Below are 16,842 nucleotides of genomic sequence, written 5' to 3'. Positions count from 1 at the left end.
AGATCCCTCATGGTCCGTATGGATTGAGGATATACAAGGGATGGGCAATAAAAAAGGAGGCCGAAGCCTCCTTGATATCCACTCTCTGAATGGCACTTACAGTGCTTTCAGGATTGCCTCGACGCTGGCCTTGGCATCGCCAAACAGCATCTGGGTATTTTCCTTGAAGAACAGCGGGTTCTGGACACCGGCGTAGCCAGTGTTCATGGAGCGCTTGAAGCCGATGACGTTCTGCGCTTTCCACACTTCCAGCACCGGCATACCGGCGATCGGGCTGCCCGGATCTTCCATCGCGGCCGGGTTGACGGTGTCGTTGGCACCGATCACCAACACGGTATCGGTATCGGCGAAGTCCTCGTTGATCTCGTCCATTTCCAGCACGATGTCATACGGTACTTTCGCTTCCGCCAGCAGCACGTTCATGTGGCCAGGCAGACGACCGGCAACCGGGTGGATACCGAAGCGTACCTTGACGCCGCGGTCACGCAGCTTCTGGGTGATCTCGGCAACCGGATACTGAGCCTGCGCCACCGCCATACCGTAGCCCGGGGTGATGATGACGGAGCTGGAGTTCTTCAGCAGGTCAGCCACTTCCTCGGCGCTGGTTTCGCGGTATTCGCCCATCTCCTGATCAGCCGTGGAGGCCACGCCATCAGAGCCGAAGCCACCGGCGATCACGGAGATGAAGGAGCGGTTCATCGCCTTGCACATGATGTAAGAGAGGATGGCACCGGAGGAACCCACCAGGGCACCGGTGACGATCAGCAGGTCATTGGAGAGCATGAAGCCCGCCGCCGCCGCCGCCCAACCGGAGTAGGAGTTCAGCATGGAGACCACGACCGGCATGTCGGCACCGCCGATGGAGGCAACCAGATGCCAGCCAAAGGCGAAGGCGATCAGGGTCATCACCAGCAGAGCGAAGGTGGAGCCACCGGCGTTGACGAAGTAGACCATCAGGGCCAGAGAGGCGACCACGGCCAGCAGGTTCAGCTTGTGGCGGTGCGGCAGCATCAGCGGCTTGGAGGAGATGAGACCACGCAGCTTGCCGAACGCCACCACGGAACCGGTGAAAGTCACCGCACCGATGAAGACGCCGAGGAAGATCTCGACCAAGTGGATGTTCAGCATGGCGCCGGTCAGGTGCTCGACCTGGGCAACGCTGGCAGCCTGCTCGAACGCCGCACGGGCGGCTGCCAGAGTGGCATCCAGGTTGGAACCGACGGAGACAACCACTTCAGCCGGTGCGGAGGGGTGCAGATCGATGAAGCTGTTGAAGCCCACCAGCACTGCCGCCATACCCACGAAGCTGTGCAGCACGGCCACCAGCTCGGGCATCTCGGTCATTTCGACCTTGAGCGCCAGACGCACGCCGATGGCACCGCCGATCACCATGGCCAGAATGATCCAGTGAACACCACTGGTCTCCGGGTTGAACACGGTCGCGATCAGGGCGATGGCCATACCCGCGATACCGAACAGGTTGCCATGTTTGGCCGTCTCTTGCTTCGACAGTCCCGCGAGACTGAGGATGAAGAGCACGGCGGCAACGATATAGGATGCTGTTACCAGTCCTTGAGACACGTTAAACCCCCTTAATCCTTACGGAACATCTTCAGCATGCGCTGAGTGACGGTGAAGCCGCCGAAGATGTTGATACTGGCAATCAGCACGGCGATGAAGGCCAATGCGGTAACCAGAGTCGACCCTTGCCCGATCTGCAGCAGGGCACCGACCACGATAATGCCGGAGATGGCATTGGTGACCGACATCAGCGGCGTGTGCAGGGCGTGAGAGACGTTCCACACCACGTAGTAACCGACCACACAGGCCAGGATGAATACGGTGAAGTGGGAGAGGAAGGCTGCCGGGGCAACGGAGGCGATCCAGCCGAAGGCGGCGATGCCGAGAGCACCGAACACGAACTTCTTGTTGGAAGGCTTGGCCTCTTCCTTCTTGGCTGCCGGTTTGGCGGCGGCCGGTTTCTGCGGGGCGGCAGAGACCGAGATGGCGGGCGGCGGGAAGGTCACTTCACCGGCCTGGATTACCGTCATGTTGCGCTGAACCACGTCTTCGAAGTCGATAGCAACGTTGCCGTCCTTCTCCTTGCACATCAGCTTCATCAGGTTGACCAGGTTGGTACCGTAGAGCTGGGAGGATTGGGCAGGCAGGCGACCCGGCAGATCGGTGTAACCGATCACCTTGACGCCGTTGGCGGTGACATGCAGTTCGCCCGGCACTGTGTATTCACAGTTGCCGCCGGCCTGAGCGGCCATGTCCACGATGACGGAGCCCGGCTTCATGCTGTCGACCATCTCTTTGGTGATCAGCTTGGGAGCCGGCTTGCCCGGGATCAGGGCGGTGGTGATGATGATGTCCACCTCTTTGGCCTGCTGGGCAAACAGCTCCATCTCGGCCTTGATGAACTCTTCGCTCATCACTTTGGCGTAACCATCGGAGGAGGAACCATCCTCACCGCCGAAGTCGAGCTTGAGGAACTCGCCACCCATGGACTCGATCTGCTCGGCCACTTCCAGACGGGTATCGAAGGCACGCACGATGGCACCGAGGGAACCGGCAGTACCGATGGCAGCCAGACCGGCTACGCCGGCACCGATCACCAGTACCTTGGCAGGCGGCACTTTGCCGGCAGCAGTGATTTGGCCGGTGAAGAAGCGACCGAACTGGTGCGCAGCTTCCACCACGGCACGATAGCCACCGATGTTGGCCATGGAAGAGAGGGCATCGAGGGACTGGGCACGGGAGATCCGCGGCACCATATCCATCGCCATTACATTGATGTTGCGCTCGGACAGCTTCTTGACCAGCTCGGGGTTCTGGGCAGGCCAGATGAAGCTAATCAGAGTGGCGCCATCTTTAATTTGTGCGATCTCGGCATCGGTCGGCGCATTGACCTTGAAGATAAGGTCGGCTTGCCAGACATTCGGCACCACGCTGGCACCGGCAGCCTCGAAGGCGGCATCATCGAAGCTGGCCGACAGGCCTGCGCCGGTCTCGATGGCGACCTCGAAGCCGAGCTTTTTCAGCTGCTCGACGGTAGCCGGGGTCGCTGCGACCCGGGTCTCACCGACGAGACTCTCTCTCGGTATTCCAATCTGCATGACTATTCCCTGATGGTTAATAAACAATCGCTGCCCAGTGTCTCATTTCTGGCGAAACAAGACATGACCAAAGTGCAGGTCTTGGGCTCTTTGTTATGAAAATCAGTAGGCTTTACCTCAACCTCCTGTCATGGTCAGGCCCCCGCTTTTCAGGCGCGAAGGTGATTAGTATCAAATTTTGGAGTTTTATTACAACCGCACGCCCGACAGCACGCGTACAGATTTCAGCCCATCCCCGCCGAGGATTAAAAAAAACAAACCAAATTAGAGGCTTATACCAGTAAAAACGGCTGAAAAAAGTGATCCAACCAGTCAAAAAAAATGTTTCACCGGCTCTCTATCTTAGCGTTTTTTGTTCTTACGAAATGCGCCGGAGCTCTGTACGGCTGCGGCAAAGGCCGAAAAATAACAATTTCACAACAATGACAGGGCCGCACTCCCGCCAGCTGGCAGGAGGCGGCCCTCGATATTCAATCGTTTCGCCGGTTGGCGCCCGCTTCGGGGCTTTTACCAGGCAGCTTCATAAATATGCTGACTCTGCACCAGATCGATATCGCCGTGCTCGCCCAGACGGCTCATGCCGTGCTCACCCAGCTTGCCGATCAGGGTATCGATACCCAGATCTTTGAGACCGTAGTCGCGCAGCCGGGTCTTGACCCCCATCCGCTCGAAGAAGTCGCGGGTCGCGGCGATGGCATCGTCGATGCGCTCCGCTTCGCTGCCGCTGTGCAGACCCCACACCCGCTCGGCGTATTGCAGCAGCTTGGCATGCTTCTGTTTGCGCTTGGCCTGCAGCAGGGCGGGCAGCACGGCTGCCAGAGTCTGGGCATGGTCAAGGCCATGCAGAGCGGTCAGCTCGTGACCCAGCATGTGGGTAGCCCAGTCCTGCGGCACACCGGCACCGATCAGGCCGTTCAGCGCCATGGTGGCACTCCACATGATGTTGGCGCGCACCTCATAGTTGTGCGGTTCGGCCAGCGCCTTGGGGCCCTCTTCAATCAGGGTCAGCAACAAGCCTTCGGCGAAGCGATCCTGCACCTTGGCGTTGACCGGATAGGTGAGGTACTGCTCCACGATGTGGACGAAAGCATCCACCACTCCGTTCGCCACCTGACGCTCGGGCAGGGTGTAGGTGAGCACCGGATCGAGCACGGCAAAGCGCGGCATCACGAACGGCGAGAAGAAGTGCACCTTGTCACCACTGCTGCGACGGGTGATGACGGCACCCATGTTCATTTCGGAACCGGTTGCCGGCAGGGTCAGCACCGAACCGAGCGGAATGGCGGAGCGCACTTCGCTGCCGACGGTCTCGAGAATGTGCCAGGGATCCATGGCCGGATCGTAGTGCGCGGCAGCGGCGATAAACTTGGTGCCATCGAGCACCGAGCCACCGCCAACGGCCAGCAGGAAGTCGACCCGCTCGGCACGGGCCAGCTCCACGGCGCCCATCAGGGTCTCGTAGGCCGGGTTGGGCTCGATGCCGCCAAATTCAAACAGAGTGAAGCCAGCCAGTTCGCTGCGGATCTGCTCCAGCAGGCCGCTGCGTACCACGCTGCCGCCACCGTAGGTGATCATGACACGGGCATCGCTCGGGAGCTGGTCGCGCAGCTGGGCGATCTGCCCCTGGCCGAACAGGATTTTGGTCGGGGTATGGAGAGTAAAGTTGTTCATCGACATTGCCTTCTTCTGATAGTCAGGGCGGCCTGGCCGCGAAATCGTGATTGCATTTTTCTCCAGAACCACCCTACCATCAAGACAACATCCTGCTTGATTCTTGCCTATTTCTACAAAGCAGCGAAAACTGGAACAGACGAATCAAAGAGCCCCCATGCAAAACCGTTACAGCGACCTCGCCGCCAGAGTGGCCCGCCACGTCACCATCCCCGGCATCTCCCCCTCCCCGGTGAAACAGGTCAATCTCATCTACACCACCGAGTACCACGGCCGTACTCCGGTGCTCTACCAGCCGCGGATGATCGTGATCCTGCAGGGGCACAAGGTGGGCTATCTGGCGGATCAGGTATTTCGCTACGACCCCAACCACTACCTGCTGATGACCCTGCCGCTGCCCTGCGAGTGCGAGTGTTTCGCCTCCCCCGAGCAGCCCCTGATCGGTTTCTCCATCGAGATCGATCTGGTCATCCTGCAGGAGCTGTTGCTGGAGCTGGGCGATGCCCTGCCCGCCCCCGCACCGCAAAAGAGCGGCGTCCACTCGGTCCCCCTGTCGGAGACCATGTTCTGCGCCGCCGAACGGCTGATCGAGCTGATGGACAACCCGCTGCACGCCAAGGTGCTGGGGCCGCAAACAGTGCGGGAGATGCTGTTTCACGCCCTCACCGAGGGGGGCGGCCCGGCGTTGCAGGCGCTCGCCAACCGCCACAATCATGTGGGCCAGATAGCCCGGGTGCTGCGTATGATAGAGCAGCGCTACGCCGACAACCTCACCATGGAGGAGCTGGCGCGGGAGGTGAACATGAGCGTCTCCGCCTTTCACCACCACTTCAAGGCAGTCACCGCCACCTCGCCGCTGCAGTACATCAAGTCGTTTCGCCTGCACAAGGCGCGTCTGATGATGCTGCACGACGGCATCAAGGCGGGGGCAGCCGCCGCCAGAGTCGGTTACGAGAGCAACTCCCAGTTCAGCCGGGAGTACAAACGGTTCTTCGGCAGCACGCCGACAGATCAGGCCTCCCGCTTTCGGGATGGCCAACTTCGCATCATAGAGGGATAACGAGAGAGGGATTACCTATGCGTTCACTGCTTTGTCTGTTTACCGTCTGGCTGCTGACGGCCTGCACCGGCCTCGCCGACGGCATCCGCCCCGTCACCGGCTTCCAGCTCGACCGCTATCTCGGCACCTGGTACGAGATTGCCCGCCTCGACCACGGTTTCGAACGCGGGCTGGAGCAGGTGAGTGCCACCTACAGCCTGCGCGACGATGGCGGCGTCAAGGTGCTCAACCGCGGCAAGCAGAGCGATGGCAGCTGGCGCGAAGCCGAGGGCAAGGCCTACTTCGTCGGCAGCCCTGACGAGGCACGGCTCAAGGTGAGCTTCTTCGGCCCCTTCTACGGCGGCTACAACGTCATCGATCTCGATCCCGATTACCAGCTCTCGCTGGTGACCAGCTACAACCACGACTACCTCTGGATCCTCTCCCGCTCACCCAACCCACCCAAGGCAAAGGTGGATGCGCTGGTCGCCAAGGCGAAGTCGCTGGGCTTTGCCACCGACCAACTTATCTGGGTCAAACAGAGTCATTGACCCCGCTACCGGTGGCGAAACGCCTTCGCCACCGGCTTGTTTTTCCTTTCCAGTTAATATCCCAACGCTACCTTCGCGGCCATAAAAATACCGCTGGTTGGTTGTTGCCAATATATTGCGAAGCTGCATCAGGCCCTGCCAATAACGCAACAAATAATAGCCATATTGTCAGTTCTGCCTTGCCACACAGGCACCGGCAATCATTGCCACCGCTGATTAAGGTGAAACGAAATAGCGTCAAAATAACGGGATTCACCGTTGACCAGAGAGCAATAAACAAACAGCGAAACGTAATTAAAAACCAAACGAATCCCACCAAAGTGATTATTTGTTGCCATCCCCGGAGTCTGGTGATAAACAACTCGGCTACCAAAAATTACACATAAATATTCACTTTAACGAGGTGGCTAATTGGAATGGATTAAACTGAGCGGCATTCTTATTATTTTGTTGGGTTTTTATTTCAAACTCGACACCCTGGCTGTCGTACTGGTGGCCGCCGTCACCACGGCGCTGGTCTCCGGTCTCTCCATGACCGATTGCCTCTCCCTGCTGGGGGAAGCCTTCGTCTCCAACCGCATGGTGACGCTGTTTCTGCTGACCCTGCCGATGATCGGCATCTGTGAACGCTACGGCCTCAAACAGCAGGCAGTCACCCTGATCGAGCGGATCAAGAAGCTCACCCCGGGCAAGTTCATGACCCTCTATATGTTTATCCGCGAGCTGGCCGGTCTCTTCTCGGTACGGGTTCAGGGTCATACCCAATTTATTCGTCCGCTGGTCAACCCCATGACTCAGGCAGCCGCCACCAAGGTGCACGGAAAATTAAGCGAAGAGGACGAGGAATATATCAAGGCGCGAGTTTCCGCCACCGAAAACTACGGCAACTTCTTTGCCCAGAATACCTTCGTCGCCTCCGCCGGGGTATTGCTGATCGTCGGCACATTTGAATCTCTTGGATATAGCGTCTCTGCCGTCGATATTGCCAAGGCATCCATGCCAATCGCCATTATCGCCCTGCTGATGGTGGCGATTTCCAATATGTGGTTTGACCGTCAGATGGCCAAGACATATACCGTGAGCAGTGACAAGGAGGGGCAACAATAATGGCGACCCTCATCCCCAACATGCTCGAACTCTTTTATGTGCTGATCGGTGTCATCCTGTTCAGCAGCGCCTGGCGCGTCCTGCGTGACCCCAGCCACCCGGCCAAAATCGGTACCGCCCTGTTCTGGACCATCCTGGGTGTGCTGTTTGCCTTCGGCAGCTATATCCCCAATGTCATCAATGGCGTGCTGATCCTCACCATGGGGGTCATCACCCTGCTCAAGCAGGTGAAGATCGGCAAGCTGGAGCAGGCGAGCGAGGAGGAGTCCCAGCGCCACGCCAACCGCATCGGCAACCGGATCTTCCTCCCCTGCATCCTGCTGGCCGCGCTGGCGGTGGTGATCGCCCAGTTCACTCCCCTTGGCGGTCAGGTCGGTATCGGTCTGGCGGCGGTCATCGCCTTCGTCATCACGGTACTGCTGACTCGTGCCACCCCCGCTACCGTAGTGGGTGACTCGGATCGGATGATCCAGCAGGTCGGCATCACCGGCATTCTGCCGCAACTGCTGGCCGCCCTCGGGGTGATCTTCAACAAATCCGGCGTCGGCGATGTCATCTCCCACGGCATCTCCACCGTGGTGCCGGTCGGCAGCCCCTTCGTCGGGGTGGTGGCCTACTGCCTCGGCATGATGGTCTTCACCATGATCATGGGCAACGCCTACGCCGCCTTCACCGTCATCACCGCTGGCATCGGCATCCCCTTCGTCATTGCCCAGGGCGGTGACCCGGTGGTGGCCGGTGCGCTGGCGATGACCGCCGGCTTCTGCGGCACCCTGATGACCCCCATGGCCGCCAACTTCAACGCCCTGCCCGCCGCCCTGCTGGAGATGAAGGATCTCAACAAGGTGATCAAGGTGCAGGTGCCGATGGCGCTGACGCTGGTGCTGATCCATATCGCACTCATGTATTTCTGGGCATTCTGACCATTCGGGAGAAGATGATGAAAGTACTGATTACCGGTTTTGACCCCTTCGGCGGCGAGCCTATCAACCCGGCATGGGAGGCGGTCAAGCGCCTGCCAGAGACCATTCTGGACGCCACCGTGATCAAGGCGCAGATCCCCACCGTATTCGGCAAGTCAGCCACCCTGCTGGCGGAGCTGATGCGCCAGCACCAGCCCGACGTGGTGATCAACGTCGGTCAGGCGGGCGGCCGCTTCGCCATTACCCCGGAGCGGGTCGCCATCAACATCGACGATGCCCGCATCCCCGACAACGAGCAGCAGCAACCCATCGACGAAGTGATTCAGGCCGATGGCGCACCGGCCTACTTCTCCCGTCTGCCCCTCAAGGGGATGGTGCAGCGCATCAAGGAGAACGGCATTCCGGCGGCGGTCTCCAACACTGCCGGCACCTTCGTCTGCAACCACATCATGTACCAGCTGCACTACCTGATCGAGAAAGAGTTCCCGGCGGTGCGCGGCGGCTTTATCCACGTTCCCTACATCACCGAGCAGGTAGCGGACAAGGTGAACCAGCCCTGCCTCGCCATGAGCGAGATTACCCGCGCGCTGGCGCTGGCCATCGAGGCGGTGGTGCTGCAGCAGGATGGCGATATCAAGGTCGTGGGCGGCGAGATCTCATGAGCCTTTGCCAGCCACGCCCGCTGTTCGTCTACGGCAGCCTGATGGACGGGCTGTTCAACTACCGCCGCTATCTGGCTCACCACGTGAGCCAGACGCCCCGGCGCGCCCGGGTGCGCGGCGCCCTCTACCACCTGCAGCACAAGGGCTACCCCGCCCTGCTGCAGGGGGATGACTGGGTCTATGGCGAGCTGTTTGTGCTGGACGACTTCCCTGCCGCCATCGCGGCCCTCGACGAGATGGAGAACTTCCACGGCGAGGATGATCCCCAGAGCGAATATCTGCGCCAGCTCATCGAGGTAGAGATCTTCGACCCGGCGCAAGGGCGTTATGTCGGCCAGCAGCAGGCCTACCACTACCGCTACGTGGTGCAGCACGATCCCAAATGGCAGCAGGGCAAGCACTACCTGCCCGACGGCAACTGGCGCGCCTTCCATCTGGCGCAGCTGGAGAGCGCAGCCTGACGGTCAGCGACAATAAATAACAAAGGGCAGCCCGCGGGCTGCCCTTTTTCATGGAAGATGGCCTGAGGATCAGAGCCGGAAACGGCCGATCTCCTGTTCCAGCCGCTCGGTCAGCGCCTTCAGCTCCGCCGCCTGCGCCGCCTCCTGATTGGCCTGCTCGGCCAGCTCTTGCGAGACGTGGCGGATATTCTCGGTGTTGCGGCTGATCTCGCTGGTGACCGAGGTCTGCTCTTCGGCCGCCGCCGCAATCTGGGTCGCCATGTCGCTGATGGAGCCGATCGCCTCGTTGATCCGCGCCAGACTCTGGTTGGCGGACTCCGCATCCTCCACGCTGGTGCCCGCCAGCTGGCGACTGGTCTCCATGCCGCCCACGGCGCGACGGGTGGTCTGCTGCAGGGTCTCGATCATCTGCTGGATCTCGTCGGTAGAGTCGTGGGTACGGCGCGACAGCACCCGCACCTCGTCCGCCACTACCGCGAAGCCGCGCCCCTGCTCACCGGCCCGCGCCGCCTCGATGGCGGCGTTGAGCGCCAGCAGGTTGGTCTGCTCGGCAATGCCGCTGATGGTGGCCAGAATGCCGCTGATCTTCTGGGCGTGGGCATCCAGCTCGTTGATGATCTGGCTGGCATCAGCCACCTCGTCCGCCAGCCCGGTGATGCTGCGCTGGCTCTGGCCGACCTGCGACTGGCCCGCGACCGCCAGTTTGACCGCCTCGCCGGAGGTGGTGGCGGCAAATTCGGCGTTGCCGGCGATCTCCTGCGTGGCGGAGGCCATCTCGGTCACCGCGGTCGCCACCATCACGATCTCGTCCTGCTGCTGACGCACCCGCTGGCTGCGGGAGTGGGCGCCAGCCGCCTGAGCGCGGGACTGGGCCGCCAGCTCGACGGTGACATCCCGCAACCGGCTGACAATGCCGTGCAGCCGGGCCACGAACTGGTTGAAGTTGCGCGCCAGCTGACCCACCTCATCCTGACTGCGGGTGTCGATATGGACGGTGAGATCCCCCTCGCCGTGAGCGATGTCGTGCAGCGCACCGGCCACCCGGCCCAGATCGGCAAACAGATATTTGAACATGGCGGTGAGGAGGGCGCTGAACACCAGCATCAGCAGCAGTGTCAGCCCCACCAGCTGCCACAACAGGGAGGCGAGCGGCGCCTCCAGCACGTCACGATACATCACCATCGCCAGCAGCCAGTCGGTGCCCGCCACCGGCTGTACCGCCAGCAGCACGTCGCGCCCGTCGAGGGTAGCGGCGTGCAGTTCGTTGTTCTCGCGGCCCCACTGCTGGAAGGTGGCCGCCGACAGATCGGGGGAGAGCTCGCCAATCTGCTTGAGCGCCAGCTCCTTGTTGGGGTGACCAACGATGAGGCCGCTGCTGTCGAGCAGCATGGCATACCCCTCGCCCTGCACCTGCATCGCCAGCACCTCGTCGATCAGCTTGTCGAGCGCCAGGTTGGCCCCCACGGCGCCGACCAGCTCGCCCTGATGGCGCACCGGCTCGGAGAGGGTCACCACCAGCTTCTGCATGGTGACACTGACATAGGGAGCGGTGACGATGAGCTGCCCCGCCTTCACCGCATCCTGATACCAGGGGCGCTCGCGCGGGTCATAGTTGCCGGTGTTGAGGGAAGGGTCCTGGCGGGTCATCACCCCCTGGGTGGAACCAAAGTAGGTGAGGCCGAAGCCGCCCGAGGTGTAGGCCTGCTTCAGGTGCGGCACCAGCTCGGCCTGCGGGTTGTCGGCGATCAGGTTCACCAGCGCGTGCACCGTGTTCTTGCGATCCGCCATCCAGTCGCCGATGGCGACCGAGTAGGCGTGACCATAGTTGACCGCCTCGCTCTGGATGGCGCTCATGGTGCGGGATTTGAGGGTGTGAAAGGCAACGATGCCGAGCAGTGATGCCATCAGCAGCACCACCCCGAGACTGGTTGCCAGCAGCTTGCCGCGCAAAGAGAGGGTCATGACGACAGATCCTTGTTGTTGTGACGAAGCAGGGAAAGACCCTGATGTAATAGAGGCTATCGGCCACTCTCTGAACAGACTTTAGTGAATCTGTATACTTTTACATCTATCAACAACAGAAGCCGCTATCCGTGTGAGCAAGATCGCTATTCCATGCTACTGACCATCACCACAACAAAGCAGCAGGCCGCCCGAAGGCGGCCTGTCACTTACCCCTGATATGCACCGGCGGAGTAGGTCAGCTCATAGCTGTGGCTGTAGATCTCGATGATGTTGCCGAAGGGATCTTCCATGTAGACCATGCGGTAGGGCTTCTCGCCCGGATAGTACTCGCGCACCGGCATCCGCTGCTTGCCGCCCGCCGCGACGATGCGCGCCGCCAGCCCCTCGACATCCGGATCCTGCACACTGAAGTGGAACACCCCGGTCTTCCAGAATTCGAAGTTGTTTTCGCGCTGCTCGCTGTTGGGGAACTCGAACAGCTCGATGCCGATCTTGTCGCCGGTGGAGAGATGAGCGATGCGGAAGGAGCCCCAGCCCGGGCCAAATACGTCGTTGCACATCACGCCGATGGCGGAGTCATCCTCGCTGATGGTGGTCGCCGGCATGATGAGATACCAGCCCATCACCTTGGTATAGAACTCGACTGCCTTGTCGAGGTCAGTCACCGTGATGCCGATGTGGGAGAAGTTGCGCGGGTAAGTCATAAGTCACCTTGAAATTGTGTGTGGGAAACAGGTGACATGATAGGAAGAGGCGCCATAATGAAAAATAAGGTCAAACTAATGGAAGGCATAAATTAAATTTATGGTTAATCCACTCTGGCTCCACACCCTGCTGGTGGTGCATGAAACCGGCAGTTTTACCCGTGCCGCCGATCGGCTGGATCTCACTCAGGCCGCCGTCAGTCAGCATATCTCGCGCCTCGAGGCCGAATTCGGCCCCCTGCTGCTGCGCAAGCCCCGTCTGCTGGAGCTCACCCCGCGCGGGCTGGTGCTGCTCGACTTCGCCCGCCAGCAGGAGCAGGCCGCCGAACAGCTGCGAGCCCGTCTCTCTGACGACGATCCTCACCGCGGCGCCATCACCCTCACCACCCCCGGCAGCATCGGCCTGCTGCTCTATCCCCTGCTGCTCGACCAGCAACAGGAGCACCCCGGACTCACCATCCAGCACCGCTTTGCCCCCACCCCCGACATAGTGCAGGCGGTACTGGCAGGGCGCAGCGATCTGGGACTGGTGGATCAACCGCCGGAGCACCCCAGCATCGCCGCCGAGCCCTTCGCCCGCGAGCCCCTCTGTCTGGTGGTGCCCAACGACGGCGAGGAGCAGAGCTGGCAGCACCTCTGTCAGCTCGGCTTTATCGATCACCCGGATGGCCGCAGCATGGCTCAACGCCTGCTGGGACGGCGCTACCCCGGCCAGCGCTTCGACGAGATCCCGCTGCGCGGCTTTACCAACCAGATCGGCCTGATCCTGGAGCCGGTCGCCCGTGGCCTCGGCTTTACCGTGCTGCCCCGCTTCGCCGTCACCGCCTTTGCCCAACAGGAGAAGATCCGGGTGCTCCAGAGCCGGATCGAGGTGATCGACACCCTCTGGCTGATCTACCGCGCCGAGTGGCCGCTCCCCGCCCGCCACCAGCGGCTGGTGGAAACCCTCAAGACGCAGGTCGGCGCCAGCTGATGCGCAAATAAGAAGGCCGCCCAAGGGCGGCCTTTTACTGTCCGGCGGCTGGGTTATTTGACCCGCGCCAGCGCCGTATTGATCCTCAGGTTGGTCGCCTCCAGCCCCGGCTGCTGGCCATAGAAATCGAACTCCAGCTCGACCCCGGGGCGGAACAGCAGGCAGTGGGTGGAGCCACCGAAGTGGAACATCCCGAGCTGTTCACCCTTCTCGATCCGCTGCCCCGGCTGCACCGTCACCTCGCAGCTCGACACTTCGGCCATCCCGACCGGCACCACACACATCAGACCGATTTTGGGGTTGTCCGCCTCGATAAAGATCAGGGCGCGGGTCGCCACCGCGGTGAGGAAGGGTTGCGACTGGTTGGGGGCGCTCGGGTCGGCGCCGTCGAGGTTGCCAAAACCCTGATGGCGGTTGGCCAGGTAGTAGCTGCCGTTGACCACCTTGACCGAGCGCACCGTACCGCTCACCGGGCTGTGCCAGCGGTGATAACTGAGGGCACTGAGGAAGGCCTGATAGATGGTGCCCCCCTCGAACTGGGCGGCGCGCGGGTCGAAGTCGAGCAGGTTGTCCAGCGAGTAGGGCTGCCCCTTGAGCCAGAAGGAGTCCTGCCGGCGCACTCTTTTGGCCACCTGCAGCGGGGCCGATTCGCAGGCGTTGGCGATCACGTTGTCATCGTCGGGGGCAGCTACCGGCCGCACGCCGGGGCGAAAGCGGCGGGTGAAGAAGTCGTCCCAGCTGGCAAACCCTTCATATTCGGCACCCGGAGTGGAGTGGAAGATCCCCTCGAAGCTGTCCGGTGTGGGGTTGTCTCCGGCACCGAGCGCCCCCTGCGCCACCTTGACCATCTCCCGTTTCGCCACGTCACCCAGCCAGGGGACAATCAGGGTCTGACGATCGAGCGGACTGACCGACTCGGTCAGCACATAGCGGGAGGCCGGACTTTGCAGGAAATTGGCCCAGTAGCCGAGGATCTTGCGCAGCTGCTGGTTCACCAGCTCGTTGGCAAAGAAGCCGTAACCGGCAGCCGTCGCCATGGGCCAGTTGAGCAGGGCATTGATGGGAAAGCCGATGAGCCCGGCCGGCTCGTGGCTCTGCACATCCTGATAGGCTTCCGGCGCCGTGGTCATGATGCCGTTGAGCAGCAGCAGAAACTCTTCGAAGCTGCGCACCTCGACCTGACCGAGCGGGGTTCTGTGCTTGTGCTGCCACGCCTCGTCAAACATCGCCTGCGCCTGCAGATGCAGCGCCGGCTCCTGTTCGACCAGCGCCTTCAGCTCGGCGATCGGTGCCACCAGCGGGCGGGGCTGACGGGTAACCGCCTGCCGCAACCGCTGCACCCAGCGCTCCACATGCACCTGATCCCGGGGTACCCAGCCGCCGGCGTGGGTGTGATTGTGACGAGTCTCCACCGCTTTGTTCATCGATCTGTCTCCTTGGATTGAAGCGCCTCAGGCCAACCGGATGCAGTACAGACGCCGGGCAACAGGGCACCATCTGACAAGAAGCAAGGTGTAGCACAGGGGTAGAGAGGCCTCAATTGACAGATGTGGCAGAGGCAAACGGCAAGAAAGAGAGCTAGCGGGGAGAGTGGCAAACGCCAGAAAGCGAAAAGCCAGCTCGATGAGCTGGCTTTTCTTGAATTAAATGGCAGGGGCGGCAGGACTCGAACCCGCAACCATCGGTTTTGGAGACCGCTGTTCTACCAATTGGAACTACGCCCCTGCAACAAACGAGGCGTAGTATACAAAGCGGGTTTCAAAGGTAAAGGCTTTTTTCACACTTTTAATGCGATTGCACAAATCCCGAACAAGTCGCGCCGATTTGTGCAGCAACGAGGAGTAACTTGCTGTATTTCCAGACTCAGCGGGGTAGGAATGGGGCATAAATGGGGGTAGGGTGAAAGCAGGTACCGGGAGGCTGCTTATGCTCAATTACCGACTGCTACAACAACTTGCGCCCCTCAACTTCAGGGACGAACGCAAAACAGAGTCCCTGCCCGACTACCTGGCCCGGGTCGCCCCGCTGGTGCCCTTCATCCCCGAAAATGTGCTTTCCCAGTGGATTTACCGTCATTGGCGCGGTTTTGAGTCCAACTGGAGCTTTATCGAATCTCGCCAGCCACCAGTTCGCATGCGAAAGCTGGCCCACCGCGCAGATTATCGAGCAGATAGACTCCCGCCATATGGAGGTAATCGAGCGCTGGGGCGAGATGCTGCGCAGCAATCGTTATGTCCGTCGCTCCTGGCTCGGCGAGAAGATGCTGAGCGAAGGGAGCTGGCCCGAGCCGGTCATCGTGCTGGCGCCGGAAGCGGGAGCCAGCTACCCGAATGGCCATCCCCTGCCCCACCCCTTCTGCTTGCTGGAGGGGCACCACAGACTCGGTTATCTGCGTGCCATGGCCCGCGATGGCGAGCCGTTGCAAGCAGTGCATCAGGTGTGGGTTTGCCGTCCCGTTCGCGCAACTTAAACGTTTTTCAGGCCAAAACAGGCATGGAAAATAAAATTTTGACAATTAAAAATGCAGCCCTATAATCTGTCCGGTTTTGAACAAGGTCGGGACAGGAAGATGCCGTTTTTGATGAAAAAAACAGCTTTGCAAACGGGTGGAGCACACCAGAGCGGCCCCGTTGTTTCCGGTTTCCGACCCGATGTTCCCCAGTTATTTTTAAAAAAAGCCCCTGTTTCCAGGGGCTTTTTTTTGTGCCCGAAAAACCTCCAATGATGTCAAAGGGAATGCAGACGATGACCAATCCACTCTACAAGAAACATGTCATCTCCATCACGGACCTGACCCGGTCTGAAATGGAACTGGTAGTCTCAACCGCACAACGGTTGAAGGCCGAGCCCGACACCCGCTTGCTGAAAGACAAGCTGGTTGCCAGCTGCTTCTTCGAAGCCTCCACCCGCACCCGCCTCTCCTTCGAGACCGCTGTGCAGCGCCTCGGCGGCAACATCATCGGCTTCGCCGACGGTGGCAACACCAGCGCCAAGAAGGGCGAGACCCTGGCTGACTCCATCAAGATCATCGGCTCCTACACCGATGCGGTGGTGATGCGTCATCCGAAAGAGGGGGCTGCCCGCCTCGCCTCCGAGTTCTCCCGCGTGCCGGTCATCAACGGCGGCGACGGATCCAACCAGCATCCGACCCAGACCCTGCTCGACCTCTTCTCCATCCGCGAGACCCAGGGCAAGCTGGACGGCCTCAACGTCGCCTTCGTCGGTGACCTCAAGTACGGCCGCACCGTCCACTCGCTGGCGCAGGCTCTCAGCCTGTTCAACTGCCGCTTCTTCTTCATCTCCCCGGAAGCGCTGGCGATGCCGGACTACATCTGCGAAGAGCTGGAAGAGAAGGGCATTCAGTTCAGCATCCACGAGACCATGGAAGAGGTAATGCCGGAGCTGGATATCCTCTACATGACCCGCGTCCAGAAAGAGCGCTTCGACGAGACCGAATACAAGCACATGGCCGCCAAGTTCATCCTGGAGCTGGCGACCCTGGAAGGGGCCAAGCCCACCATGAAGATCCTTCATCCCCTGCCCCGCGTCGACGAGATCGATGTGGCGGTCGACAAGACCCCCCACGCCTACTACTTCCAGCAGGCGGAGAACGGGGTCTATGCACGCCAGGCACTGCTGGCACTGGTACTGAACGAAACTGTCTAAG

At 60.8% G+C, this 16,842-nt stretch carries 14 protein-coding genes, 1 tRNA gene and 1 pseudogene; 9 read left to right on the top strand and 7 right to left on the bottom strand.

Features of this window, described 5'->3' with window-relative positions; all coding sequences use genetic code 11:
* Window positions 1–96: 96 nt before the first annotated feature.
* The 3 genes from pntB to yqhD form a co-directional block, all read right to left on the bottom strand.
* On the bottom strand, window positions 97–1,581 hold the full coding sequence (gene pntB / locus WE862_RS05190) for a Re/Si-specific NAD(P)(+) transhydrogenase subunit beta (protein ID WP_041209536.1): 1,485 nt from the start codon (window positions 1,579–1,581) through the stop codon (window positions 97–99).
* A gap of 11 nt (window positions 1,582–1,592) precedes the next feature.
* Complete coding sequence (pntA, locus tag WE862_RS05185) at window positions 1,593–3,119, bottom strand: Re/Si-specific NAD(P)(+) transhydrogenase subunit alpha (protein WP_042031897.1); 1,527 nt, start codon at window positions 3,117–3,119, stop codon at window positions 1,593–1,595.
* Between the two features lie 507 nt (window positions 3,120–3,626).
* A complete protein-coding gene (gene yqhD, locus WE862_RS05180) occupies window positions 3,627–4,790 on the bottom strand; it encodes an alcohol dehydrogenase (protein ID WP_042031898.1) in 1,164 nt (387 codons plus the stop codon).
* A 157-nt stretch (window positions 4,791–4,947) separates the two neighbouring features.
* Here yqhD and WE862_RS05175 point away from each other — a divergent pair, with 157 nt between their 5' ends.
* From WE862_RS05175 to WE862_RS05150, 6 genes are all read left to right on the top strand, one after another.
* Window positions 4,948–5,850, top strand: coding sequence for an AraC family transcriptional regulator (locus WE862_RS05175; RefSeq protein ID WP_042031900.1), 903 nt, complete (start codon window positions 4,948–4,950; stop codon window positions 5,848–5,850).
* Window positions 5,851–5,867: 17 nt separating this feature from the next.
* On the top strand, window positions 5,868–6,380 hold the full coding sequence (locus WE862_RS05170; protein WP_033114808.1) for a lipocalin family protein: 513 nt from the start codon (window positions 5,868–5,870) through the stop codon (window positions 6,378–6,380).
* Between the two features lie 411 nt (window positions 6,381–6,791).
* Complete coding sequence (locus WE862_RS05165) at window positions 6,792–7,487, top strand: DUF969 domain-containing protein (protein WP_041209532.1); 696 nt, start codon at window positions 6,792–6,794, stop codon at window positions 7,485–7,487.
* Entirely contained in the window at window positions 7,487–8,410 is a 924-nt protein-coding gene (locus tag WE862_RS05160; RefSeq protein WP_042031903.1) for a DUF979 domain-containing protein, read from the top strand. The genes WE862_RS05165 and WE862_RS05160 overlap by 1 nt, the downstream gene beginning before the upstream one ends.
* 14 nt (window positions 8,411–8,424) lie before the next feature.
* Window positions 8,425–9,072, top strand: coding sequence for a pyroglutamyl-peptidase I (gene pcp, locus WE862_RS05155; protein WP_244463207.1), 648 nt, complete (start codon window positions 8,425–8,427; stop codon window positions 9,070–9,072).
* Entirely contained in the window at window positions 9,069–9,533 is a 465-nt protein-coding gene (locus WE862_RS05150; protein WP_042031904.1) for a gamma-glutamylcyclotransferase family protein, read from the top strand. The genes pcp and WE862_RS05150 overlap by 4 nt, the downstream gene beginning before the upstream one ends.
* A 69-nt stretch (window positions 9,534–9,602) precedes the next feature.
* Here the strand turns inward: WE862_RS05150 and WE862_RS05145 are convergent, their stop codons facing one another.
* Window positions 9,603–11,495, bottom strand: coding sequence for a methyl-accepting chemotaxis protein (locus WE862_RS05145; protein WP_042031905.1), 1,893 nt, complete (start codon window positions 11,493–11,495; stop codon window positions 9,603–9,605).
* 209 nt (window positions 11,496–11,704) lie between these two features.
* Entirely contained in the window at window positions 11,705–12,202 is a 498-nt protein-coding gene (locus tag WE862_RS05140) for a lactoylglutathione lyase family protein (RefSeq protein ID WP_042031906.1), read from the bottom strand.
* A 100-nt stretch (window positions 12,203–12,302) separates the two neighbouring features.
* On the opposite strand from WE862_RS05140, the gene WE862_RS05135 reads away from it, so the two are divergent.
* Window positions 12,303–13,175: a LysR family transcriptional regulator gene (locus tag WE862_RS05135; protein ID WP_042031907.1), complete on the top strand. Its 873-nt coding sequence runs from the start codon at window positions 12,303–12,305 to the stop codon at window positions 13,173–13,175.
* Between the two features lie 53 nt (window positions 13,176–13,228).
* Here WE862_RS05135 and WE862_RS05130 read toward each other — a convergent pair whose 3' ends face one another.
* Together WE862_RS05130 and WE862_RS05125 are read right to left on the bottom strand one after the other, a co-directional pair.
* On the bottom strand, window positions 13,229–14,599 hold the full coding sequence (locus WE862_RS05130) for a phosphatidylserine decarboxylase family protein (RefSeq protein ID WP_041209524.1): 1,371 nt from the start codon (window positions 14,597–14,599) through the stop codon (window positions 13,229–13,231).
* A gap of 224 nt (window positions 14,600–14,823) precedes the next feature.
* Window positions 14,824–14,900 (bottom strand) — tRNA-Trp (locus tag WE862_RS05125).
* Between the two features lie 201 nt (window positions 14,901–15,101).
* On the opposite strand from WE862_RS05125, the pseudogene WE862_RS05120 reads away from it, so the two are divergent.
* Window positions 15,102–15,645: pseudogene (locus WE862_RS05120) on the top strand (hypothetical protein).
* Between the two features lie 275 nt (window positions 15,646–15,920).
* Window positions 15,921–16,841: an aspartate carbamoyltransferase gene (gene pyrB / locus WE862_RS05115; protein ID WP_041209522.1), complete on the top strand. Its 921-nt coding sequence runs from the start codon at window positions 15,921–15,923 to the stop codon at window positions 16,839–16,841.
* Window position 16,842 lies beyond the last annotated feature (1 nt).

The organism is Aeromonas jandaei (assembly GCF_037890695.1).
Taxonomy (GTDB): Bacteria; Pseudomonadota; Gammaproteobacteria; order Enterobacterales; family Aeromonadaceae; genus Aeromonas; species Aeromonas jandaei.
Note: the sequence above shows the minus strand (reverse complement) of the source record. Positions and strands in the feature narration are given on the sequence as shown.

Excerpts from the sequence above, each read along its gene's own strand:
- WE862_RS05140 (WP_042031906.1), bottom strand. The coding sequence starts at position 12,202 with ATGACTTACCCGCGCAACTTCTCCCACATCGGCATCACGGTGACTGAC.
- WE862_RS05160 (WP_042031903.1), top strand. The coding sequence starts at position 7,487 with ATGGCGACCCTCATCCCCAACATGCTCGAACTCTTTTATGTGCTGATC.
- pntA (WP_042031897.1), bottom strand. The coding sequence starts at position 3,119 with ATGCAGATTGGAATACCGAGAGAGAGTCTCGTCGGTGAGACCCGGGTC.
- WE862_RS05145 (WP_042031905.1), bottom strand. The coding sequence starts at position 11,495 with ATGACCCTCTCTTTGCGCGGCAAGCTGCTGGCAACCAGTCTCGGGGTG.
- WE862_RS05130 (WP_041209524.1), bottom strand. The coding sequence starts at position 14,599 with ATGAACAAAGCGGTGGAGACTCGTCACAATCACACCCACGCCGGCGGC.
- WE862_RS05175 (WP_042031900.1), top strand. The coding sequence starts at position 4,948 with ATGCAAAACCGTTACAGCGACCTCGCCGCCAGAGTGGCCCGCCACGTC.
- WE862_RS05135 (WP_042031907.1), top strand. The coding sequence starts at position 12,303 with ATGGTTAATCCACTCTGGCTCCACACCCTGCTGGTGGTGCATGAAACC.
- pcp (WP_244463207.1), top strand. The coding sequence starts at position 8,425 with ATGATGAAAGTACTGATTACCGGTTTTGACCCCTTCGGCGGCGAGCCT.
- WE862_RS05170 (WP_033114808.1), top strand. The coding sequence starts at position 5,868 with ATGCGTTCACTGCTTTGTCTGTTTACCGTCTGGCTGCTGACGGCCTGC.
- pyrB (WP_041209522.1), top strand. The coding sequence starts at position 15,921 with ATGACCAATCCACTCTACAAGAAACATGTCATCTCCATCACGGACCTG.
- yqhD (WP_042031898.1), bottom strand. The coding sequence starts at position 4,790 with ATGAACAACTTTACTCTCCATACCCCGACCAAAATCCTGTTCGGCCAG.
- WE862_RS05150 (WP_042031904.1), top strand. The coding sequence starts at position 9,069 with ATGAGCCTTTGCCAGCCACGCCCGCTGTTCGTCTACGGCAGCCTGATG.